The sequence below is a fragment of the Paraburkholderia antibiotica genome, assembly GCF_012927125.1.
GTDB classification, from domain to species: Bacteria; Pseudomonadota; Gammaproteobacteria; order Burkholderiales; family Burkholderiaceae; genus Paraburkholderia; species Paraburkholderia antibiotica.
On the sequence record NZ_JABBFZ010000021.1, the window covers coordinates 39740 to 61363 of the forward strand.

Annotated in this window: 18 protein-coding genes; 15 read left to right on the top strand and 3 right to left on the bottom strand. The window is 65.0% G+C overall.

Annotated features, from left to right (window positions below):
- Window positions 1-158 precede the first annotated feature (158 nt).
- The 9 genes from HHL14_RS26590 to HHL14_RS26630 all read left to right on the top strand — a co-directional run bounded on the left by HHL14_RS26590 (window position 159) and on the right by HHL14_RS26630 (window position 10414).
- Complete coding sequence (locus HHL14_RS26590; protein ID WP_169500574.1) at window positions 159-1250, top strand: porin; 1092 nt, start codon at window positions 159-161, stop codon at window positions 1248-1250.
- A gap of 534 nt (window positions 1251-1784) precedes the next feature.
- The gene (locus HHL14_RS26595) at window positions 1785-3530 is read left to right on the top strand and encodes a tannase/feruloyl esterase family alpha/beta hydrolase (RefSeq protein WP_230413215.1); all 1746 of its coding nucleotides are present in this window, start codon (window positions 1785-1787) and stop codon (window positions 3528-3530) included.
- Between the two features lie 167 nt (window positions 3531-3697).
- Complete coding sequence (locus HHL14_RS26600; RefSeq protein ID WP_169500575.1) at window positions 3698-4120, top strand: MarR family winged helix-turn-helix transcriptional regulator; 423 nt, start codon at window positions 3698-3700, stop codon at window positions 4118-4120.
- Window positions 4121-4204: 84 nt separating this feature from the next.
- Window positions 4205-4630, top strand: a complete 426-nt coding sequence (locus HHL14_RS26605; RefSeq protein ID WP_169500576.1) for a MarR family winged helix-turn-helix transcriptional regulator — start codon at window positions 4205-4207, stop codon at window positions 4628-4630.
- 77 nt (window positions 4631-4707) lie between these two features.
- Window positions 4708-5808, top strand: a complete 1101-nt coding sequence (locus tag HHL14_RS26610) for an HlyD family secretion protein (protein ID WP_206002530.1) — start codon at window positions 4708-4710, stop codon at window positions 5806-5808.
- 7 nt (window positions 5809-5815) lie between these two features.
- A complete protein-coding gene (locus HHL14_RS26615; protein ID WP_169500577.1) occupies window positions 5816-7399 on the top strand; it encodes a DHA2 family efflux MFS transporter permease subunit in 1584 nt (527 codons plus the stop codon).
- A 9-nt stretch (window positions 7400-7408) separates the two neighbouring features.
- Window positions 7409-8836 carry an efflux transporter outer membrane subunit gene (locus tag HHL14_RS26620; RefSeq protein ID WP_169500578.1) on the top strand — a complete coding sequence of 476 codons (1428 nt, stop codon included), beginning with the start codon at window positions 7409-7411 and terminating at the stop codon, window positions 8834-8836.
- Window positions 8837-9095: 259 nt separating this feature from the next.
- Window positions 9096-10031 (top strand): 2-dehydropantoate 2-reductase, encoded by a 936-nt coding sequence (gene panE, locus HHL14_RS26625; protein ID WP_169500579.1) that lies wholly within the window; start codon window positions 9096-9098, stop codon window positions 10029-10031.
- An 83-nt stretch (window positions 10032-10114) separates the two neighbouring features.
- Window positions 10115-10414: a hypothetical protein gene (locus tag HHL14_RS26630; RefSeq protein WP_169500580.1), complete on the top strand. Its 300-nt coding sequence runs from the start codon at window positions 10115-10117 to the stop codon at window positions 10412-10414.
- A 57-nt stretch (window positions 10415-10471) separates the two neighbouring features.
- On the opposite strand, the gene HHL14_RS26635 is transcribed toward HHL14_RS26630, so the two are convergent.
- Window positions 10472-10909, bottom strand: coding sequence for a carboxymuconolactone decarboxylase family protein (locus HHL14_RS26635; RefSeq protein WP_169500581.1), 438 nt, complete (start codon window positions 10907-10909; stop codon window positions 10472-10474).
- 117 nt (window positions 10910-11026) lie between these two features.
- Between HHL14_RS26635 and pdxR the strand changes: the two genes are divergently transcribed.
- The 6 genes from pdxR to HHL14_RS26665 all read left to right on the top strand — a co-directional run bounded on the left by pdxR (window position 11027) and on the right by HHL14_RS26665 (window position 18430).
- Complete coding sequence (gene pdxR / locus HHL14_RS26640) at window positions 11027-12514, top strand: MocR-like pyridoxine biosynthesis transcription factor PdxR (protein WP_169500582.1); 1488 nt, start codon at window positions 11027-11029, stop codon at window positions 12512-12514.
- A gap of 412 nt (window positions 12515-12926) precedes the next feature.
- Window positions 12927-13376: an HU family DNA-binding protein gene (locus HHL14_RS26645; protein ID WP_169500583.1), complete on the top strand. Its 450-nt coding sequence runs from the start codon at window positions 12927-12929 to the stop codon at window positions 13374-13376.
- 474 nt (window positions 13377-13850) lie between these two features.
- A complete protein-coding gene (locus HHL14_RS26650; RefSeq protein WP_169500584.1) occupies window positions 13851-15260 on the top strand; it encodes a circularly permuted type 2 ATP-grasp protein in 1410 nt (469 codons plus the stop codon).
- Window positions 15261-15507: 247 nt separating this feature from the next.
- Entirely contained in the window at window positions 15508-16458 is a 951-nt protein-coding gene (locus HHL14_RS26655) for an alpha-E domain-containing protein (protein WP_169500585.1), read from the top strand.
- A 12-nt stretch (window positions 16459-16470) separates the two neighbouring features.
- The gene (locus tag HHL14_RS26660) at window positions 16471-17271 is read left to right on the top strand and encodes a transglutaminase family protein (protein WP_169500586.1); all 801 of its coding nucleotides are present in this window, start codon (window positions 16471-16473) and stop codon (window positions 17269-17271) included.
- Between the two features lie 286 nt (window positions 17272-17557).
- Entirely contained in the window at window positions 17558-18430 is an 873-nt protein-coding gene (locus HHL14_RS26665) for a proteasome-type protease (RefSeq protein ID WP_169500587.1), read from the top strand.
- Between the two features lie 266 nt (window positions 18431-18696).
- Here HHL14_RS26665 and HHL14_RS26670 read toward each other — a convergent pair whose 3' ends face one another.
- On the bottom strand, window positions 18697-19881 hold the full coding sequence (locus HHL14_RS26670; protein ID WP_169500588.1) for a porin: 1185 nt from the start codon (window positions 19879-19881) through the stop codon (window positions 18697-18699).
- 364 nt (window positions 19882-20245) lie between these two features.
- Window positions 20246-21553 carry a YihY/virulence factor BrkB family protein gene (locus HHL14_RS26675; protein ID WP_169500589.1) on the bottom strand — a complete coding sequence of 436 codons (1308 nt, stop codon included), beginning with the start codon at window positions 21551-21553 and terminating at the stop codon, window positions 20246-20248.
- Between the last annotated feature and the right edge of the window lie 71 nt (window positions 21554-21624).

The following is a 21624-nucleotide window of genomic DNA, read 5'->3' on the forward strand; positions in this document are numbered from 1 at the left end:
CCGGGCCTTTTCTTCACCACTCCGATTGATCGCACGACCGGCTGCTACGAGGGGGCGCCGCTCGTGCGTCGCCTGTCGCGCTAGTGGATAGCGCGGCAGGCCATTGCGGTACCTCGACACACACCACATACACAGTCCAAAAATAAAGGGGACGCAGGATGAAACTGAAATGGAGCGCGGCACTTCTCGCCGCCGCGACGGGGCTCGCCTATGGTCAGAGCAGCGTGACGTTGTACGGCATCGTCGACACGGGCGTGTCGTACTACAACAACGCGACGAGCCACGGCGGTACCACGGTCGGCATGCCGACGCTGACGGGCGAAGTGCCGTCGCGCTGGGGCCTGAAAGGCAGCGAGGATCTCGGCGGTGGCCTGAAGACCTTCTTCGTATTGGAAAGCGGCTTCCAGCCGGGCACGGGCGGGCTGAACTACGGCGGCCGTCTGTTCGGCCGCCAGGCCAACGTCGGTTTGAGCAGCGACTATGGTTCGCTGACGCTCGGCCGGCAGATGAACATGACGATGTATGCGCTGGCGAACGCGGACGTCATCGGTCCGTCGATCCACTCGCTGAGCAATCTCGATTCGTATCTGCCGAACGCGCGCAGCGACAACGCGATCGGCTATATGGGCAAGTTTCACGGCGTGACGGTGGGCGGCACCTATAGCTTCGGCCGCGACGCCGCCGGCCCGGCGGGTCCGTCGGCGACCAACTGCGGCGGCCAGGTGGCGGGCAACTTCCGCGCGTGCAAGCAGTACACGGCGATGCTGGCCTACGATTCGGCGAGCTTCGGCCTCGCGGCATCGTACGATCAGCTGCGCGGCGGCACGGGCGCGACGGCGCCGATGACGAACCCGGCGTACACGGATGCGCGCAATATCGTCGACGGCTATGTGTTCTTCGGGCCGGTGAAGGTCGGCGCGGGCTGGATTCGCCGCAACCAGTCGGCGGCCACGCATCTGCAGACCGATATGTTCTTCGGCGGCGCGACCTGGTATGTGACGCCGGCGTTCTGGCTCGACGGTCAGGGTGTGCGCTATCTGCAACGCACGTCCGGCGACCTGAACAACCTGGGCTCGACGCTGCTGGCCGCGCGCGCGACCTATCTGCTGTCGAAGCGCACCAGCGTCTATACGTCGTTCGGCTACATGTTCAATAGTTCGAAGGCGGCGAATTCGGTCGCGGCGGGCGGCACGGTCGGCACCGGCATGAATCAGGTCGGCGTGATGGCGGGGCTGCAGCAGCGCTTCTGATTTTTCGGCGTTCGTTGAAAAGTACGGCGGCGTATGCGCGTGATGGCGCGCGCGCCGCCGTTTGTATTTGTGCTGTCCATCGCGTTCGAGGTGGGACGTTCAGTAGTCCGTTGTGATGCGCGCGCTTCGGGTCCGGCGTCGTCTTTTTGCCTGTGCGGCCATGGCGACCCTCCACTACGACGCGTTTTTCCCCACGCTTTGCCGGCCTCGTTCCAAAGAGGCCGAAGTCTCTCCACCGCATCCTCCAATGCTTTCCTCATAGCGCTCCCGACGCGGCATGCGGTTTGCTCTGCTGCGCATTGCCATCGGTGCGCCGCGCGGCTCGATACACGCGTCGGCAGACGGCGCGGCCCCCGCGTGCAAGCCGTCCGCTTCGGCCCGGCTAGACTGTTTCGCGCAGCAGCGGTATCGGCGTCTGGTCTACTATCTGCCGATCACCCGTCAAAACGAACTACCATCGTCAGTGCAGAAACGGCGCGCGAGATCGAACACCGGCTCGCGCGACCGCGACTCCGACCTCACAGGGAGACAGTCATGCCCATGCAGTGCGCCGCTTCGTCATCTTCTTTGTCTTCATCTTCTTTAGTACTGCGCGCGACTCTCGCCGTCGCGCCACTGCTCGCGGTGCTGTCGCTGAGCGGCTGTCATGGCGACGACGACGGTGTGTCGCCCGCCGCGCCGCTCAGTTGCGCGCAACTCGCCGGCAAGAGCGTGCCGGCCTCGGCCATCGGCCTGTCGACCAAGGGCGCGACCGTGACCGCGGCGACCGTGGTGCCCGCGTCCGGAACCGGTGTGCAGGCGACCGGCGAATACTGTCTGGTCAGCGGCGCGATCGCTCCCGTCGATGCGTCGGCGCCGCAGATCAAATTCCAGATCGCAATGCCGACCAGTTGGAACAACAAGATCATGATGTTCGGCGGCGGTGGCTATGACGGCACCATTCCGGCGCCGACCGGCAACGTGCCGGCCGGCCCGACCGCACAGCCGACGCCGCTCGGCCGCGGCTACGCGGTATTTGCGAGCGACTCGGGACACCAGGCGAATGCGCTCGGCAGCGAGGACGGCTCGTTCGCCGTCAATGACGAAACGATGCAGAACTTCAACGGCGATGCGCTGAAGAAAACGCGCGACGCAGCGGTCTACCTGATCGACCAGCGCTATGCGGTCAAGGCGCCGAAGCGCGCGTACTTCGCCGGCGGTTCGTCGGGCGGTCGCGAGGCGCTCGCGGTCGTGCAGCGCTGGCCGCAGGACTGGGACGGTTCGATCGTGCTGTATCCGGCGTGGGCGGCGGCGAGTCTCGATCTGCAGTTCGGCCGCATCACGCGCGCGCTTGCGGCGCCCGGCGCGTATCTCGATCAGGCCAAACGCAAAGTGCTGCTCAATACGGTGCTCGCAAACTGCGACACGCTCGACGGCGTTGCCGACGGACTGATCAGCAACGTCGCCGCGTGCAACGCAAACTTCAATCCGTCGACGGCAACGCTCAACGGCACGCCGCTGCGCTGTCCAGGCGGCGTCGATACCGGCGACACCTGCCTGTCCGACGCGCAGATTACGGCGCTCAACGTGTACAACACGCCGATCACGTTCGGCTACACGCTCGCGAGCGGCGAGACCCAGTATCCGGGCTTCAATGTGTACGGCGCGGACCTCGGCATCGCGAACCCGTCCGCCTTGCAGCCGACGGTGATCGCGCTGGCGCTCGGCACCACGCAGCCGGCCTCGCCGATGCCGACCACCGCGCCTTATCTGAGCGTGTTCTGGGATCAATGGATCCGCTACTTCGTTACGCGCGATGCGAACTACAACTCGCTTCTGGTCGATCCGCAGAATCCGGGCGTGCTGCAGGCGCGCATCAGTCAGCTGACCGGCATGCAGGACGTCAACAAGACCGACCTGTCGGTGTTCAACGCGAAGGGCGGCAAGATCCTGATGGCGCACGGCATGGCCGACGCGCTCGTCAGCACGCGTTCGAGCGAGCAGTACTACCAGCGGCTGCAGGCGACGATGGGTGTATCGGCTGTCGCGAACTTCGTGCGCTTCTACGAGATTCCCGGCTATGGCCATGCGGTCAGTTCGGTGTTCAACGCATCGTGGGACTCGCTGACGACGCTGGAAAACTGGGTCGAGAAGGGCGTCGCGCCGCCCGCGCAGAGCGTCGCCGATACGGCCGGCGTGCCGGGGCGCACGCGGCCGCTGTGCGAGTATCCGGCGTTCCCGCGCTACAACGGTTCGGGTGACGTGAATCTCGCGGCGAACTTCACCTGCTCGACTCAGTGAGTGGATTGCAGTGAGCGGATCGGGACGATCGAAGGGGCGCGCGCGTTTTGCGCGCGCTCCGCTGTCCGGTTTTGCGGCCCGACGCAGCACCTCGGCCACGCCAGCATCTTCGATGTCCATGAAATAAAAACTTGACTCCGTGCATATGCACACATAGACTTCGCTGCATGAACCGCCCACTCTCCTACGACGAATGCAACTGCTTCGCGCTGCGCCAGGCGGCGCGGCACGTCACGCAGATTTACGAGCGCCATCTCGGCGGCGTCGGTCTGACGGCCGCGCAGTTCACGATCCTGGCCAAGCTCGCGCGTACGCCGAATCTGCCGATCGCCGATCTGGCGGACGCAATGGTGATGGAGCGCACCACGCTGGTCCGCGCGATGAAGCCGTTGCAGCGCGACGGTCTGGTGGTGGCCGAGGCGGCGGAGCACGACGGCCGCACGTTGCTGTTCAGCCTGACGCCGGCTGGCGAGGCGACGTTCGATCAGGCGTCGATCGCGTGGCGCGCCGCACAGGAAGAATTCGAAAAGAAGTTCGGCCGCGCGCGTGCCAAAACGCTGCGCGCCGAGCTGTTCAGTATCACGGGCTAACGTGCAGGTCGGAACCCGCTGCGGCGGGTTTTATTACGCCTCTTAATGTGCATATGCACTGATGAGCAAAAGGAAGTGCCGCCAATGGAAGCGCTTTTCGACGACGACTGTTTTGCGATCCGCCAGGCCGCGCGGCACGTGTCGCAGCTTTACGACCGACATCTGTCGCAGGTCGGGCTGACTATCACGCAGTTCTCGCTGCTGGGCCGGCTCAAACGCACCGGCCCGATGACGATGAAGCAGATCGCCGAGGCCATGCGCATGCAACGCACCACGCTGGTCCGCACGATCCAGCCGTTGCGGCGCGACGGCCTGGTGTCGAGCGAAGCGCTGGGCGCCGATGCGCGCACGCTGCTGATTTCGCTGACGACCGCCGGCGAACAGCGGCTGAACGCGGGCCGCGCGCATTGGTATGCGGCGCAGGCCGAATTCGAACATCGCTTCGGCGAACAGCGCGCTGCCGCGTTGCGCAGCGAGCTGTTCGCGATTACGCGGGACGCTTCGACATAAAACGCAGAAGGTAGTGGAGGCCGGCGCATCGCGCCGTTTTTTTTAACCTGAAGAGTGCATACGCACATATCGACACCATGTCCACAACTCCTTCGACCGTCGCGCCGCCGAGCGCGGTGCAACCCGTCGGCGCGGCGCGCCGTGTGCCGTGGATGCTGCTCGCGGTCCTGTCGGTTCTCGTCGCGCTGACGCTGGCCGCGTCGTACTGGTTCTTCGTTAGCCGCTTTGTCGAAACGACCGACGACGCTTACGTCGGCGGCGACGTCACGGTGATGGCGCCGAAGGTGAACGGCTTCGTCACCGACGTGCTGGTGCACGACAACGAGTTCGTGCACGCGAACCAGGTGCTGGTGCGGCTCGACGCACGCGACTATGACGCGCGTCTCGCGCAGGCCGACGCGCAGGTGCAGAGCGCCGAGGCGGCGGTCACCGAACTGGAGGCGAAGAAGTCGCTGCAACTCGCGGCAATCGGCGAGCAGGCGGCCGAGGTCCGTGCATCGGGCGCCGAATTGACGCGTAGCGCCGCCGACCAGACGCGCTACCGCGAACTCGTGAAGGACGACGCGGTGTCGAACCAGGTGGTCGAAAAGGCCGACGCCGATCTGAGCAAGGCGCGCGCCGCGGTCGATCGCAGCGGCGCGGCGCTGCTCGCCGCGCAACGGCAGATCGCGGTGCTCGACGCGCAGATTGGCGACGCGAAAGCGCGCATTGCCACGGCGCAGGCCGCGCAGCGCGTCGCCGCGTTGAACGTCGAATATACGACGATCCGCTCGCCGATCGATGGCTACGTCGGCAATCGCACCGCGCGGGTCGGCTTGCTCGCGAATACCGGCGTGTCGCTGCTGACCGTGGTGCCCGCGAGCGGTCTGTGGATCGACGCGAACTTCAAGGAAGACCAGCTGCGCAAGATGCGCGCGGGCGATGACGTCGAGGTTCAGCTCGACGCGTCGAGCACGAAGTTGCACGGCGTGGTCGAGAGTCTGGCGCCGGCGACCGGCGCGACTTTCAGCGTGTTGCCGGCGGAAAACGCGACCGGCAACTTCACCAGGATCGTGCAGCGCGTGCCGGTGCGCGTGCGTCTCGACGTGCCGAAGGACATGCAGGGCGTGCTGCGTCCAGGCCTGTCCGCGACCGTGAAGGTGCATGTAGATGCGGGCAGCGCGAACGCGCGCGGATGAGCCGATCATGAACCACGCTCCCGTCAACCTGCCCGACAATCCCGCCGACCAGCCGACCCGCACCAAGGTGTTCGCGTTCGCGCTGATGTGCGTCGGCTTTTTCATGGCGACGCTCGATATCCAGATCGTCGCGTCGTCGCTGCGCGATATCGGCGGCGGACTGTCCGCGAGCCAGGACGAACTCTCGTGGGTGCAGACCTCGTATCTGATCGCGGAGATCATCGTGATCCCGATGTCCGGCTGGCTCACGCGGGTGTTCTCGACGCGCTGGCTGTTCACGTTTTCCGCGTTCGGCTTCACGGTCACCAGCATGCTGTGCGGGCTCGCATGGGACATCAACTCGATGATCCTGTTTCGCGGTCTCCAAGGCGCGCTCGGTGCCGCGATGATTCCCACCGTGTTCACCACCGCGTTCGTGCTGTTCCCCGGCAAGCAGCGCCTGATCGCATCGACCACGATCGGCGCGTTGGCGTCGCTCGCGCCGACCATCGGTCCGGTGATCGGCGGCTGGATTACGTCGCAATGGTCGTGGCACTGGCTGTTCTATCTGAACCTCGTGCCGGGCGTCGCCGTCACGCTGCTGGTGCCGAAGTACGTGCATATCGACAAGGTGGACCTGTCGCTGCTGAAGAAGGGCGACTATCTCGGCATTCTGCTGATGTCGGGCTTTCTCGGCTGCCTCGAATACGTGCTGGAGGAAGGGCCGCGCAAGAACTGGTTTGGCGACGACGTGATCGTGCTGTGCGCGTGGGTCGCGGCGATCTGCGGCTTTCTGTTCCTCGTGCATGCGTACACCGCGAAGGAACCGATCGTCGATCTGCGCGCGCTGGCGGTGCGCAACTTCGGGATCGGCAGTCTGCTGTCGTTCATCACCGGCATCGGCATTTTCTGCACGGTGTTTCTGACGCCGGTGTTTCTCGCGCGTGTGCGCGGCTTCGACTCGTTGCAGATCGGGCTCGCGTTGCTGTCGGTCGGCTGTTTCCAGCTGCTTGCGCTAGCCGCGTATTCGACGCTCGCGCGTTTCGTCGATATGCGCATGCTGATGGTGTTCGGGCTCGTGCTGTTCGGTGTCGGCTGTTATCTGTACGTGCCGTTGACGAACCAGTGGGGCTGGCAGCAACTGCTGATTCCGCAGGCGCTGCGCGGCATCGGCCAGCAGTTCTGCATTCCGCCGATCGTCACGATGGCGCTTGGCGCGTTGCCGCCTTCGCGGCTGCGCTCCGCGAGCGGACTGTTCAATCTGATGCGCAACCTCGGCGGTGCGATCGGCATCGCGGTCAGCAGCACGATGCTGAACGACCGGCTGAACCTGCACTACGAACGACTCGACGAGCATCTGAGCGCGGGCCGTCCGGCCGTCGAAGCGATCCTGCACAAGCAGGCCGACTATCTGGCGGCAATCGGCGGCAACGTGCTCGACGCCGCGAACGCGGGGCTCAGCGAACTGCATGCGCTGGTGATGCGTGAGGCGCTGGTGCAGGCCTTCTCCGACGCGTTCCTCGCCGTGTCGCTGTGTTTCGTGGTCGGTCTGCTGAGCGTGCTGTTTTCGCGCCCGTTCGGCAATACCGCGCCGCCGCCCGAATCCCACTAGGAGACCGACATGAAACGGATCGTGATGAAGTTGGCGGCGAGCGTCGCATGGCTCGCGCTCGCGGCCTGCGCGGTGCAGCCGGCCACGCACGCGGATTTGCCGCAGACGGTGAAGACGCTCGCGCCGGCCGCGTGGAGCGTCGACGCGCCGCAGGACAACGTGAGCGCCGACGCGTGGTGGGCGCAGTTCGGCGACCCGGTCATGCATCGGTTGGTCGAGTCGGTGCTCACCGGCAATCTCGACGTGCAGGCGGCCGTCGAACGTGTGAAGCAGGCGCAGGACCTGGTCACGCAGAATCGCGCGGCGCTGCTGCCCGAGCTGAACGCGAACGCCGGCGCGTCGACGGAACGGCAGAACACGCCGCCGCCGCTCGGCTACGTGCGGCAGGCCGGCTTCGGACTCGCCGCGAGCTGGACGCCCGACGTATTCGGCGGCGAGCGTCTCGCGGTGCTGGCCGCGCAGGCGCAGGTGTCCGGCCGCGAGGCCGCGCTGAACCAGTTGCGGCTCGCGCTCGCCGCGAATGCGGCGGCCGCGTACATCGATCTGCGCTGGGCGCAGGCGCAATTGCAGATCCTTGGCGATAACGAGCAGATCCGCAGCCGCGCGCTGAAGCTTACGCAGGAGCGCCTGCATTACGGACTGTCGACGCAGCTCGACGTCGCGCGTGCGCAGAATCAGCTGCAGGATTTGCAGGCGCAGATTCCGCGCATGCAGTCGGCGGTGCAGCATCAACTGAGTCTGATCGCGGTCTATTCGGGGCGCACGCCGGAGAGCGTCGACACACTCGTGCTCGGCGACGCGCGCGCGATTCCGGTGCCCGCGCAAAGCGCGCCGCAGACCTTGCCGTCCGCGGCGCTGCTGCACCGGCCTGATGTGCGCACAGCGTATGCGCTGGTCGAACAGCGCGCGGCGGAGGTGGGGGTATCGAAAGCGCAGCGCTATCCGCAGTTCAGGATCAATCTGACGAATGGGCTGCTCGCGTCGTCGTATCTCGGCTTGCCGACGCTGACCGACAATCTGTTCAGCGCCGCGCTGAATGCGACGAGCCCGATTTTCAACGCCGGGCGCATCACCGCGAATATCGACGCGAGCGAAAGCCGCATGCGCGAATCGCAGCTCGGTTTGCAGCAGACGATGCTGCAGGCGCTGAAGGAGATCGAGGATAACCGCAGCGATCTCGTCAGCGGCGCGGTGCAGGTCGAGCGGCTGGGCGGCGCGCTCGATGCGTCGAATCACGCGCTGCGTCTGTCGACCGAGTTGTACAAGGGCGGCGCGTCAAGCTTCCTCGACGTGCTCGCCGCGCAGGAGGCGTATCTGCGCGACTCGGAGTCGTTGAATCAGGCGCGGCGCGAACATGCGTTGTCGGCGATTGCGTTGTACCGGTCGCTCGGCGGTGGCTGGGAGCAGGGCGAGACGGTGGCGGCGGCTGGGCGGTGAAGCGAGGGGGCCCGGAGCCGACGCATTGCGTTGCGCTAGTTTTAGTTTGGGAAGCCCGATGCGGCATGCTTGCCCACCTGCCTCGGGCCCGAGAGCTGGTTTCAAGCAGGTTTCAATCTTTGCTACATTCCTGAACACGCGTCGCCTGGCTGGCATCGTCGCTGCCGTCTTCAGCGATAAGCGGCATCATAAGGATGCGGCGCCGGTCGACGCGTGTGACCGACGGTCGGCAAGATCGAAATCTTTCAAGAGGCTCAAGATGCGAATTCTGGTAGTAGGGGCGGGCGCGGTAGGCGGTTATTTCGGTGGACGTCTCGCGGCGGCGGGTCAGGACGTGACCTTCCTCGTGCGCGCAGGCCGCGCGGAAAAGCTGCGGCGCGACGGCCTCGTCATCGAGAGCCCGCGCGGCAATCTCGAACTGCGCGACGTGAAGACGATCCTCGCGGGCGTCGCCACCGAGCCGTTCGATCTCGTGCTGCTCAGTTGCAAGGCCTACAGTCTCGACGACGCGATCGACTCGTTCGCGCCGCTGGTCGGCGAGTCCACGGTGATCCTGCCGATGCTCAACGGCATGCGCCATGTCGACGTGCTGACCGCGCGCTTCGGCAAGGAGCGCGTGCTCGGCGGCCAGTGCGTGATCGCCGCGACGCTCAACGCCGAGCAGCACATCGTGCATCTGAACGACATGCAGGCGATTACGTTCGGCGAACTGACGGGCGGCACCTCCGAGCGCACCCAGGCGATCGCCGACGCGATGTCCGGCGCGAGTTTCGATGTCGCGGTCAGCGACAACATCCTGCTGCGGATGTGGGAAAAATGGGTGTTCCTGGCCACATTGGCGGGCAGTACCTGCTTGATGCGCGGTTCGGTCGGCGATATTCTGGCTGCGCCCGACGGCAAGCGCTTCGTCGAGAACCTGCTCGGCGAGTGTCGCGCGGTCGCCGAGCACAACGGCTTCACGATGGACGTGGAGTTCGACGCGCGCGCCACGCAGATGCTGCTGAAGCCGTCGGCGTTGACCGCGTCGATGCTGCGCGACGTCGAAAACCGCTCGCATACCGAGGCCGATCACATCCTCGGCGATCTGATCGCGCGCGGCGGCGATGCGCAAAAGGGCGAGCATGGGCTGTCGCTGCTGCGCATCGCCTATAGTCATCTGAAAGCCTACGAAGCGCGCCAGTCCCGTACGTCCTGACGGTTTGCCGCGACGGCGATACCGAGGCGCGGTGAGCGGGGCGGATGCGCCCGGCGTCGTCGTTCAACGATCGGAGGTGAAGCATGCGCACTCCCACCGGCTCGGTGCCGGCGCTCAGCGCCGCTTCCGCAACCGTGTTCTCGATCGGTATCGTCTTTCTCGGCTACTGGGGTATGTATGAGCCGACCGCGTGGCGCGCGGCCGACGTCGTGGTCGTGGTGCTCGCGCTGACTGGCTTCGCGTGCCTCGGTCTCGTGCCGTGGATGGCGACGAGCCCCGTCGAGCCGGAAACCAGCGACGTGCGCGTGCGCATCGCGCGGCATCTGTTTCTTGGCGGCGTGGCCGCGATCTGGCTCGCGGTCGCGGTCTCCGTGATTTTCTGAAGTCCGCCGCACGCTGCCTGGTGGCGCTTGGTACCACCTGGTGCCGCCAGGTGTCGCTTACTCCGGCAGCTTCCTGAACGACACCGCAATCCGGTTCCAGCCGTTGATCGCCACGATCAGCAGCGTCAGGTCGCCGATTTCCTGCTCGCTGAAATGCGGTTTGACCGCTTCCCACACGTCGTCCGGCACGCGCGTTTGCGCGACCAGCGTGACCGCTTCGGTCCATTCGAGCGCCGCGCGTTCGCGCGCGGTGAAAAACGGTGCCTCGCGCCATGCGGCGATCGTCGCGAGACGTCGTTCGGTTTCGCCGTGCTGGCGCGCGTCGCTCACGTGCATGTCGAGGCAGAACGCGCAGCCGTTCAATTGCGACGCGCGAATCCGCACGAGCTCCGCGAGCGTCTTGTCGATACTGCTTTTGCCGATGGTTTCCTCGAGCGCGAGCATTGCGCGGGTGCCGCCCGGGCAGGCTTTGTAGAAGTCGAGACGTACTTGCATAAAGAGTCCTTGTCAGTGTCGGGATGCGCCCGCAAGGGCGTCCGTGCAGGTAAGCTTACGGTCGTCACTGGTCGTTCGAAATAACCATTTCGCCGTTATTTGAGGTAGCCACCCCGAATGGACATTCACATCGCGATCGAAGGCCATCACGATCTGTCCGGACAGATTTATCGGCAGTTGCGCGCCGGCATTCTCGAAGGGCGTCTTGCCGGCGGTACGCGCCTGCCATCCACGCGCGATCTCGCGACGCAGCTCGGCGTCTCGCGCAAGACCACGCTCGACGTGTTCGAGCGGCTGCTGTCCGAAGGCTATCTGAGCGCGCGCGCCGGCTCGGGCACCTTCGTCGCCGATGGACTCGAACGGCTGCCCGCCGAGCGTTCCACGCAGGCGCGCGCGGCGGACAACTCGCGCGAGCGGGCGGCGGCGAAAACGCAGGCCGCCGCGCGGGCGCAGCCGCTGTGGGAGCAGATGCCCGACAGCCTGCCGTTGCCGCGGCCGTCGGTGGCGTCGCCGCTCGACTTCATCGGCGGCGCGACGGACAAGGCGCTGTTTCCGTTCGACGTGTGGCGCCGCTGCGTCAATCACGCGTTGCGCGCGCAGACGCGCACGCCCGGCACCTATCGCGAGGCCGCCGGCGACCAGCAGTTGCGGCTCGCGATCTCGCGCTACCTCGCGTTCAATCGCGCGGTGTCGAGTAACTGGGAGGACGTGATCGTCACGCAGGGCGCGCAGCACGCGCTCGATCTGCTCGCGCGCATCACGCTGCGACCCGGCGATATCGCGGCCATCGAAGATCCCGGCTATCCGCCCGCGCAGGCCTGCTTCACGGCGAGCGGCGCGCGCGTCGTGCCGGTGCCGGTCGATCGCGAAGGGCTGGTGGTCAGCAAGCTGCCGGACAAGGCGCGGCTCGTCTACGTGACGCCCTCGCATCAGTTTCCGCTCGGCATGCCGATGAGCCTCGAGCGTCGCGTCGAGCTGCTGGAGTGGGCGCAAAAGCGCGGCGCGGTGATCATCGAGGACGACTACGACTGCGAGTACCGCTTCGAAGGCCGGCCGATGGAGCCGCTGAAAAGCCTCGATCGCGCCGGCCTCGTCGCCTATGTCGGCACGTTTTCGAAAACGATCTTCCCGGAGCTGCGGATCGGCTACGTGGTGCCGCCGGCGTCGCTGCATGCTCCGCTGCTGAAAGCGCGGCAGATCGCCGATTGCCACGGCTGCACGCTGACGCAAACCGCGCTCGCGTCGTTCATGCTGAACGGCGACTTCGCGCGGCATCTGCGGCGCATGCACAAGGCGTACGCCGCGCGGCGCGCGATGCTGCTCGAACATCTGCAAGGCGGTCTCGCGCGCTGGTTCGAGCCGATCGTGCCGACCGCCGGCATTCATATGGCCGCGCAATTGAAGGGGCCGCTGGCGTCGCTCGGCGAAGCGGCGCTCGTCGCCGCGGCGCGCGAGGCGTCGATCGGTCTCTATGGACTCGCGCCGTTTTATCGCAAAAGTGTGCCGCAGCCGGGGCTGATTTTCGGCTACGGCAGCATCGCGGTCGAGCACATCGACACCGCGTTGACGACGCTCGGCGACATCCTGTCGCGCGTGGCACGCTGAAATAAAGCATGCTGCAAGCCTCGCGAAGGCAACGCGCTGGTGTCGCGTTGGTGTCGCGTCGGCATCGCGTCGAGCGCCGGGCGGCGTTCAAAAATGACAAAAGTGCCATGATTCAAGGGGCGAAAAGCTCCCGGCAACCTCGCACGAGCGGCACGAAACGCCAGCCGAAAAGCCCGCCGAAACGAACTGTAACGTGGGTTACGTGTGCATGTTAAAGACTGTGAGGTACGCGTTTTACCCGCTAAAACAGGCACTAAAACGCGTCGGGCAGTCAGCGCCGCGCAACAAACCTGGCCATCGATACATAAAAGAGTCGCGCAAATCGCTTGAGCGCTTGTAGAATCCGGCGTTGAAGCGTGCGCATACCGTGTGCGCTTCGTGCAATTCACTGACCACAACAGGTAGGAGAAACATGCCGACTTCCGCAAAAAAGGTGGCCAAGAAGGCTGCCCCGGTTCCGACCAAGAAAGTTGCTGCAAAGAAAGCTCCGGCGAAGAAAGCCGTCGCAGCCAAGAAGGTCGCCGTGAAGGCGTCTGGCGCACCGTCGCCGATCAAGGACACCTTCACGAAGGCCTCGTTGGCAGCGCACGTTGCTGAACGTGCCGCGGTGGAACCGAAGACCGCCAAGGCGGTGCTGGCCGCGCTCGAAGACACGATCCTCGGCTCGGTGCACAAGAAGGGCGCTGGCGAATTCACGCTGTCGGGTCTGCTGAAGATCGTCGTGCAGGCTGTGCCGGCGAAGAAGAAGCGCTTCGGCAAGGACCCGTTCACGGGTGAAGAGCGTTGGTTCCCGGCCAAGCCGGCAAGCGTGCGCATCAAGGCACGTGCGCTGAAGAAGCTGAAGGACGCGGCAGCAGCCTGAGCGTGACGCTTGCGCGACTCGCGCGCGGGCAGCTTGTTGGCCTTGAAGGTTTAACCGTTGCCTGACGTTTGAGTGCTTGTCTTAGCGCCTGCATGCAGGTAAAGCGAAATCCCCGTGGATGCGAATCCACGGGGATTTTTTATGCGCGCGCTGCGGAGTGGGTTTTAAAGCGGACGTTGAAGCGGGTTCTGAAGCAGGCCTGAAAAACGAGGTCCGCGATTTGAAACCACCCGCGAAACAACGCGCGTCATCTCATAGTGTGTGCCCTGATGGCGCATACGCACCGTGGTGGCGCATCATGATCCATGACAGATCGGTCGATGCGATACGAGGCCATCCGCATGCGCCGTTTGCGTGCATGGCGGTGCGCGATCGCACGACAGGTTCAATGGCATAACGCTTGCTTGATCGAGTGTGAATTCCGAATGCGCATGGCATTCGCCTTCTATTTGACAAAACAAGAGTGGGGCTGAGATGCGATGCTATGACGAGATGCGCCATCATGACGATGGCGTACGGCCGCATTACGCGCGCTTCGAGCGATGGCTGGCGCGGCAGGGTGACGAGGCGATCGCACGCAAGCGTGCGGAAGCGGACCTGCTGTTCCGGCGCGTCGGCATCACCTTCGCGGTGAACGGCGACCTGTCCGGTACCGAGCGACTGATTCCGTTCGATCTGATTCCGCGCATCATTCCGCGCACCGAATGGCAGACGCTCGAAGCCGGTTTGCGACAGCGCGTGCAGGCACTCAATCTGTTCATCCACGACGTCTATCACGAGCGCAACATCGTGCGCGCGGGCATCGTGCCGGCCGAGCAGGTCTATACCAATGCGCAGTATCGTCCGGAGATGCAGGGCGTCGACGTGCCGCTCGGTGTTTACGCGCATATTGCCGGCGTCGACGTGGTGCGCGCCGGCGACGCCGGCGAGTTCTACGTGCTCGAAGACAATCTGCGCGTGCCGTCGGGCGTGTCGTACATGCTCGAAAACCGCAAGATGATGATGCGGCTCTTTCCCGAACTGTTCGTGCAGAACCGCATCGCGCCGGTCGCGCATTATCCCGATCTGCTGCTCGATACGCTGCGCTCGGTCGCGCCCGGGGGCGTCGACGATCCGGTCGTCGTCGTGCTGACGCCGGGTATGTACAACTCCGCCTATTTCGAACACACGTTTCTCGCGCAGCAGATGGGCGTCGAACTGGTAGAGGGCAAGGATCTGTTCGTCGACGACAACTACGTGTTCATGCGCACCACGCAGGGGCCGAAGCGCGTCGACGTGATCTACCGGCGCGTCGACGACGACTTTCTCGACCCGCTCGCGTTCCGTCCGGATTCGGCGCTCGGCGTGCCGGGCCTGCTGACCGCGTATCGTGCCGGCCGCGTCGCGCTCGCGAACGCGATGGGCACCGGTATCGCCGACGACAAATCGATCTACCCGTACGTGCCGGACATGATCGAGTTCTATCTCGGCGAAAAGCCGATTCTGAACAATGTGCCGACCTACCAGTGCCGCAAGCCCGACGACCTCGCGTACACGCTCGCGCATCTGCCGGAGCTGGTCGTCAAGGAAGTGCACGGCGCGGGCGGCTACGGGATGCTGGTCGGCCCCGCGTCGACCCACGCGGAGATCGAGGCGTTTCGCGAGCGGCTGATCGCGCGGCCGGCCGGCTATATCGCGCAGCCGACGCTGGCGTTGTCCGCGTGTCCGACCTTTGTCGAGTCGGGTGTCGCGCCGCGCCATATCGATCTGCGGCCGTTCGTGCTGTCCGGCAAGACCACCACGATGGTGGCGGGCGGCCTCACGCGCGTCGCGTTGCAGGAAGGATCGCTCGTGGTCAATTCATCGCAGGGAGGCGGCACCAAGGACACGTGGATGGTCGACTGACGCGGTTGCCGCCGCGCCTGCCCGAGGCCGCCAGGGCCGCTATAGCGCTGTATCACGGCGCTATGACGAGCCATGAGCATGAGGCCGTACAAGGCCGTCATCGGGCCTCGGCAAGCGCGACGCACGCAACCGGATACGCCTGACGCGGCACGCCGCACGCCGCCGGCGCTCACGGATAATCCGCGCGGAGCTTCGCTCGACATGGACGAAGACCCGCGCGCCCAGATCTCAGATATGGAACGCCGCCATGCTTAGCCGAACCGCCGATCACCTCTTCTGGATGGCCCGCTATATGGAGCGCGCGGAGAATACCGCCCGCATGCTCGACATCAACCTCAAGGCGCAGCTGCTGCCGCAGACGCCCGAACAGGAGGCCCGCGCGCAGCGCTCGGTGCTGCGCATCTCCGAGCTCGAAAGCGCGTTCGCGCAGCGCTACGACGAACCGACGCGCGACCACGTGCTCGACTTCATGGTCGCCGACGCGAGCAATCCGTCGAGCATCCACTCGTGTCTGCAGGCCGCGCGCGAAAACGCCCGCGCGGTGCGCGGCACGCTGACGACCGAGTGGTGGGAAACCATCAACGACACGTGGCTCGAATTCAACGAGCGTCTGTCGTCGGGGCAGGCTGGGAGCAATCCGGGCGCGCTGTTCGAGTGGGTCAAGTTCCGCTCGCATCTGTCGCGCGGTGTGTCGATCGGCACCGCGCTGCAGGACGACGCGTTCTTCTTCACGCGGCTCGGCACCTATCTGGAGCGCGCCGACAACACCGCGCGGATTCTCGACGTGCGGTTCGCGAACGTGGAGCCGAATTCGCGCGACGCCGCGCGCCAGCTCGAAGACTTCTATTACTGGACCTCGATCCTCAGTTCGGTGTCGGCGCTCGAAATCTATCGCAAGGTGTATCGCGACGTCGTGACGCCCGCGCGCGTGGTCGAACTGATGATCCTCAACCAGCAGATGCCGCGCTCGCTGCTCGCGTCGCTCGACGGCGTGTGCAGCAATCTCGAGATGCTGCGCACCTCGGGTTCGAACCAGTGCGAGCGTTTCGCCGGCAAGCTGCGCGCCGAGTTGTTGTATGCCGACATCCGGCAGATTTTCGAAAGCGGTTTGCACGCCTATCTGACGCAGTTCCTCGCTCGCGTGTTCGAGCTGGGCAATCTGGTGGCGCGTACCTATCTGATGCTGCCAGTCGCCTGACGGAGTTTTCCCATGAATCTGACGATCCGCCACGACACCTCCTACCGCTACGAAGCGACGGTCCACTATTCGATCCAGCAGCTGCGCCTGACGCCGGCGAGCGGCGCCGCGCAGACGGTGCGGCGCTGGAACATCGACGCGCCGGGCAAGCTCGACGCCACACTCGACGCGTACGGCAACGTGCTGCATACGCTCGTCATCAACAAGCCGCACGATGAGATCCATCTGCGCGTGTCGGGCGAGGTGGACACGATGCCGCTCGTCGACGGCGTGCTGCGCGAGCCGCCCGGGCCGATCCCGCTCGAGCATTTCACCTGCGCGACGCGCCTGACCGACGCCGACGCGGCGATTCGCGAACTGGCCGCGTCGGTGCCGAATCTCGCGAGCCAGGCAAGTCTGATCGCGCTGTCCGAACAGATCGTGCAGCGCGTGCAGTACCGGCCCGGCATCACCGCGGTGACGAGCACGGCCGCCGAGGCGCTCGCGCTCGGCAACGGCGTGTGCCAGGACCATGCGCATCTGATGCTCGCGTGCTGCCGCGCGCGCGGCGTGCCGGCGCGCTACGTGAGCGGCTATATCGAACCCGGCGAGGTCAACCACGGTGCGAGCCATGCGTGGGTCGACGTATGGCTCGAAGGCAAGGGCTGGATTTCGATCGACGTCACGCATGCGGCGTTTGCGAGCGAGATCTACTGCCGGCTCGCGGTCGCGCGCGACTACGAAGCGGCGGCACCGGTACGCGGCCGGCGCATCGGCGGGCTCGAAGAGGAGCTGGATGTGGCGGTGACGGTTAGCGCTCAGCTCACGCAGTAACGGCGGGGCGGCGCGCGGACGGCGCGTGGTGGGTGATGAGTCCGGAAATAGATCGAGTCATTCGCGCGCGCCGCCATTTAACATTCCTGATGATCGGACACGGGTCGGCAAGCCTGAAGACAGGCAGGCGTCCCGTCGAAGTGCCGAAGTTCCGAAGCGCTCAAGGGCCGAAAAAATCTGCAAAAGAGGCGGTAAAAAAGGCCGCAAAAAGGCCGTAAACACGGATAAAAGGCGCGTGTGCGCCGCATTACAATAGCGCCGTTCTCTGGCTTTCTGTGGATTCCTCATGACTTACTGCGTAGCGATGGCCGTCGACGACGGCCTCGTGTTCCTCTCCGACACGCGTACCAATGCGGGCGTCGATCACATCAGCACCGCGCGCAAGATGTCGGTGTTCGAGGAGCCCGGCGAGCGCCTGCTGGTGCTGCTCGGCGCCGGCAACCTGTCGCTCACGCAGGCGGTGGTGCACGAGTTGTCCGAGCCCGCCGATCCGACCCAGCCGACGCTCTGGAGCGTACCGACGATGGCCGACGCGGCGCGCGTGGTCGGCGGCGCGGTGCGGCGCGTGCATGAGCGCGAGGCCGAGGCGCTGCAGCAATTCGGCGTCGACTTCAATTGCAGCTTCATTCTCGGCGGGCAGATCGCGGGCAACCGGATGCGCCTGTTCATGATCTATGCTGCCGGCAATTTCATCGAGGCGTCGGCGGTGAATCCGTATTTCCAGATCGGTGAGGCGAAGTACGGCAAGCCGATCATCGACCGCGTGCTGACGCCGTCCACGCCGCTCGACGAAGCGGCGAAGTCCGCGCTGATCTCGATGGACTCGACGCTGCGCTCGAACCTCTCGGTGGGGTTGCCGCTCGATCTGCTGGTGTACGAGAAGGATGCGCTGCGCGTCACGCGCTTCGTGTCGATCGATCGCGACAACGCGTACTTCGACATGCTTCACCGCACGTGGGGCGAGCGCCTGCGGCAGGTGTTCGCCGAGATTCCGGATCCGGACTGGCAGCAGTCGCTGAACGCGCCGCCGGTGCAGTCGGAGCATGCGCTGGTGCTGTATCACGCACCGGTCGACGCCGACGGTATCGAGCACGAGCGTGATCTGGCGCCCGCGCAGACGCTCGCGCAGGCGGAGAGAGGCAAGGCGCAGCGGCGCTAAAGGGAGAGGCGCTGGAGGCGTCTGACGCGTCCTGGGTGGGCGCGCAGCGTGGTCACAGGCTCGCGTCATGGAACATGAAGCGCGCCGCACCATGTCCACCATGCCGGGCATCACAAGCTCGCGCTTCACACCTCACTACACGTCGCGCACCACCCGCCGCCCAAACCTCAGGACGAAAAAAAGCCAGCCATCGGCAATGCCTTTGGCTGGCTTTTCGACCGCTACGCAGCTCGTCAGCTGCGTAGCAGATCCGTTCGACAGTCCGATTAGAACTTGTGACGGATACCGACGCTGACCATGACCTGGTTGTCGGTGCTCGACTGGTTGCCGTACGAACCGATCGAAGCCGTTGCCGACACGAGGCCGCCGGTCGTCGGATCGCGCTGTTCGCCGCTGGCGTGCTGCCATGCGCCGACTGCGTAGAAGTCCGTACGCTTCGACAGCGAGTAATCCGCGCCCAGCGAAACCTGGTTGTACGTCGCCGTTGCGTCGCCCGTGCCGCGCGTGTAGGCGTAGCCGAGACCCAGCAGTGCTGCCGGCGTGATCTGGTAGCCGAGGAATGCGCGGCCGACGTTGAACTTCTGCGTCGTCTCGAAGCCCGATTGCGCATCCGGCTTGTACTGTGCGTTGCTGTAGCTCAGGTTAGCCGTGAACGGACCCGCCACGTACTGAACCGCTGCCGAAGCGATGCCGATTGCCTTCGAGAACGAATAGGCCGCGTTGATGCCTGCGTTACCCGGGAAAGCGGTGTCGAACGTGCCGCCTGCCGTACCGGCCCAGCCGCCTGCTGCCGTACGCGTAGCCAGCGAGTTCGCGTTGCTTGCGTGCAGGTAGCCTGCCGCGACGCTGAACGGACCCGTTGCATAGGTTGCCGCGCCTGCCCACGTTTGGCCCGAACCCGTCGAACCTGCGACGCCGCCCAGTGCGTACATGCCTTCGACCTGGAAGCCCGACCACACCGGCGAAACATACTTCAGCGAGTTGTTGACGCGGAAGCTGTTGTCGTTGTTGTCGACGTCACCCGGCGTTGCGAACGTGCTGCCGAAGTAGTTGTCGCCCGTCAGCGGCTGGATCATGTCGACCAGCGGGTCGTACTGACGGCCAGCCGTGAACGTGCCGAACTGGTCGCTTGCCAGACCGACGTAAGCCTGACGATTGAAGATGGTGCCGCTCGACGACAGGGCGCCGTTGTTGATGTTAAAGCCGTTTTCCAACTGGAAAATCGTCTTCAGGCCGCCGCCCAGGTCTTCCGTGCCTTTCAGGCCGAAACGGTTGCCTTGCAGGTTGCCGCCAAACAGTTGCACGACGCTGCCGCCATGGGGCGTCGCGTTGTTCACGTACTGGACCGATTCATCGATCAAGCCATAGAGGGTCACGCTGCTTTGCGCGTGTGCCATGCCGGTGACGCCGAGCAGCGCCAGCGAGAGGGTAGACAGTGCGATTCGTTTCATCCAATTCTCCACGCAGATGATTGTTCGTTGTTGCGGAAAGCAGAATAGCTCACTGCTTCAAACGTTAAGAACAGGAAAAAAAAGAGTGTCGTCAAAAACTGACAAGTCGCGCAAAGCCTTGTATTTAAAGCTCATCAACGATTATTTCTATTTTTGCAATATTTATTGGTGTGCCACGCATTATTGTTGATTCGTTGATAGTCGGCGAATGATCAACTGCATTTCAAGCAGTGAATTGAATGCAAAATGTAATCTAGTCGTCTAGTCGTCCAGCTCACTTTCTAGTGACAATCTAAAAAATCATGCTGACTAGATGACTAGACAGGCTGGACAGAATCGGTCGCTTATGCACCGACGCGACTTTTTAGCGCTTCTGCGCACCCCGGCGCGCAGCTGTCACCGCCGCCGCGGTCAGTCCGGCGGCCGCCGCGAGCGCCACCGAAGTCCAGGGATTGCGCCGCACGTAGCGATCGGCGGCCTGCGCCTGGCGACGCGCTTCGACCAGTGCCGACGCGGCCATCCGGGTGGCCTGCGCTTCGGCATCGAGCATCTTGCGGGCGAGTTCCACTGCGCTTGCGTGCGTGGAAGTGAGCGAGCGGGCGGGGCTGCGCAATGTCGCTGTCGGATCGGCCGGGCTCGCCGCCAATGCGGCCGCGGCCGCCGTGCTAGCCGTAGCGTTCGCGCGCCGGGCGGCATCGGGAGTCGGTGCATCCGCCGCGACCGTCGATGCCGCCAGCACCGACGCGAGCTTCGCGCGACTGCCCGGCGGCGCGCCGGCCTGCATGCCCCAGCCGCCGCGCGGATCGTGCAGCCGCCCGCGCGCCGCAGAGAACTCCGCGCCGAGCAGCAGCACCACCGCCGAGAAGTACAGCCACATCAGCAGCACCGCCAGCGAGCCGGCCGCGCCGAACGAGCTGGCCATGCCGGCATGCGCGAGATAGAGCGCGAACAGCTTCTTGCCGGCGGTGAACAGCACCGCCGCGACGAGGCCGCCCACCAGCGCGTCGCGCCACAGCACGCGCGCATCGGGCAGGAACTTGAGCAGGCCCGCGAACGCGAACACCAGCACCAACAGCCCGACGCCCAGTTGCAGCAGATTGCCGATCACCACATAAGGCGAGTTGCCCCACAGCCAGTTGCCGATGAACACGATCACCGTATCGAGCACCAGCGACACGATCAGCAGGAACGCGACGCCGAGCACCAGCCCGAACGAGATCAGCCGCACCCGCACCATCGCGAATACGCTGGAGGTACGCGGCCCGGTGTACGGCCACACTATGTTGAGCGCGCTGTTTAACGACGAAAACGTCGCCGACGCGCCGATCGCCAGCAACGAAAACGAGATGAGCGTCGCGATGCCGCTTTTGGCGCCCGCGTGATGGGCGTTCTCGACGATAGTCTGCACGCCGGCCGCGGCCTGGTCGCCGATCAGGCCGTTGATGTGGCCGTACAGTTCGCCGCGCGCGGCCGCCGGGCCGAAGAACCAGCCGGCCACCGCGATCACCATCACGAGCGTCGGCGCGAGCGAGAACGCCGCGTAGAACGCGATGCTCGCCGCCATCGCGGGACAGCGGTTGTCGGAGAACTGCCGCAGTGCGCCGATGGCCCAGTTGGCCTGCTGACGAGCCGCCTGCTGGAGGTTCTCGCGGGAGAGGGAGTCGATGTCCATGATTGTTTCTGTACCGTGCCGGCGCCTTGCTGGCGTTCGCTTGCGGTGCCTTTCGCAAACCTTGTGCCCGT

Bases quoted from the DNA above. Each gene is read 5' to 3' on its own strand.
- HHL14_RS26605 (WP_169500576.1), top strand. From the start codon at position 4,205: ATGGAAGCGCTTTTCGACGACGACTGTTTTGCGATCCGCCAGGCCGCG.
- HHL14_RS26645 (WP_169500583.1), top strand. From the start codon at position 12,927: ATGCCGACTTCCGCAAAAAAGGTGGCCAAGAAGGCTGCCCCGGTTCCG.
- HHL14_RS26600 (WP_169500575.1), top strand. From the start codon at position 3,698: ATGAACCGCCCACTCTCCTACGACGAATGCAACTGCTTCGCGCTGCGC.
- HHL14_RS26675 (WP_169500589.1), bottom strand. From the start codon at position 21,553: ATGGACATCGACTCCCTCTCCCGCGAGAACCTCCAGCAGGCGGCTCGT.
- panE (WP_169500579.1), top strand. From the start codon at position 9,096: ATGCGAATTCTGGTAGTAGGGGCGGGCGCGGTAGGCGGTTATTTCGGT.
- HHL14_RS26630 (WP_169500580.1), top strand. From the start codon at position 10,115: ATGCGCACTCCCACCGGCTCGGTGCCGGCGCTCAGCGCCGCTTCCGCA.
- HHL14_RS26615 (WP_169500577.1), top strand. From the start codon at position 5,816: ATGAACCACGCTCCCGTCAACCTGCCCGACAATCCCGCCGACCAGCCG.
- pdxR (WP_169500582.1), top strand. From the start codon at position 11,027: ATGGACATTCACATCGCGATCGAAGGCCATCACGATCTGTCCGGACAG.
- HHL14_RS26650 (WP_169500584.1), top strand. From the start codon at position 13,851: ATGCGATGCTATGACGAGATGCGCCATCATGACGATGGCGTACGGCCG.
- HHL14_RS26670 (WP_169500588.1), bottom strand. From the start codon at position 19,881: ATGAAACGAATCGCACTGTCTACCCTCTCGCTGGCGCTGCTCGGCGTC.
- HHL14_RS26655 (WP_169500585.1), top strand. From the start codon at position 15,508: ATGCTTAGCCGAACCGCCGATCACCTCTTCTGGATGGCCCGCTATATG.
- HHL14_RS26610 (WP_206002530.1), top strand. From the start codon at position 4,708: ATGTCCACAACTCCTTCGACCGTCGCGCCGCCGAGCGCGGTGCAACCC.
- HHL14_RS26595 (WP_230413215.1), top strand. From the start codon at position 1,785: ATGCCCATGCAGTGCGCCGCTTCGTCATCTTCTTTGTCTTCATCTTCT.
- HHL14_RS26665 (WP_169500587.1), top strand. From the start codon at position 17,558: ATGACTTACTGCGTAGCGATGGCCGTCGACGACGGCCTCGTGTTCCTC.
- HHL14_RS26590 (WP_169500574.1), top strand. From the start codon at position 159: ATGAAACTGAAATGGAGCGCGGCACTTCTCGCCGCCGCGACGGGGCTC.
- HHL14_RS26620 (WP_169500578.1), top strand. From the start codon at position 7,409: ATGAAACGGATCGTGATGAAGTTGGCGGCGAGCGTCGCATGGCTCGCG.
- HHL14_RS26635 (WP_169500581.1), bottom strand. From the start codon at position 10,909: ATGCAAGTACGTCTCGACTTCTACAAAGCCTGCCCGGGCGGCACCCGC.
- HHL14_RS26660 (WP_169500586.1), top strand. From the start codon at position 16,471: ATGAATCTGACGATCCGCCACGACACCTCCTACCGCTACGAAGCGACG.